Raw genomic sequence first — 437 nt, forward strand, 5'->3', positions numbered from 1 at the left:
AGTAGGTTCGATCAAAGAAACATATCCCTTGCATAACTTTTCAGAGCTTAATTTTTCGAAACTAAAATTTCATGCAGTACGTGGAAAGCTTACGCAAGAAGACTTGAAGCTCCCACCCCTGCCGCTAGGTGATCCAGGACTTCTTGTTAATAAAGTTTACCAAGAAAGCCCCAATAAAGAAGATAAAATAGGAATCATTCCTCATTTTGAGGAAGCAGACCACCCTTTTATTCAAAAATTGGCTGCAGATCCAAGATTTAAAATTATTGATGTATTACGGGCACCACAAGCAGTAATCACTGATATCACCTCTTGTAAACTTGTTTTTTCTTCCTCACTTCATGGACTAATCGTTGCTGACAGTTTTAAAATCCCTAATCTACATATGAATCTCTCAGACCGTCTGGTTGGGGGAGATTTCAAATTTGAAGATTATT

Annotated in this window: 1 protein-coding gene; it reads left to right on the forward strand. The window is 37.5% G+C overall.

Translation table 11 applies throughout. The annotated features are described in order from the left end of the window. Nucleotides 1-28: 28 nt before the first annotated feature. On the forward strand, nt 29-437 hold a 409-nt coding region (locus tag ETC27_RS17800; RefSeq protein ID WP_205742763.1), incomplete at its 3' end, for a polysaccharide pyruvyl transferase family protein.

It is taken from the genome of Onishia niordana (genome assembly GCF_004798965.1).
GTDB lineage: Bacteria > Pseudomonadota > Gammaproteobacteria > Pseudomonadales > Halomonadaceae > Onishia > Onishia niordana.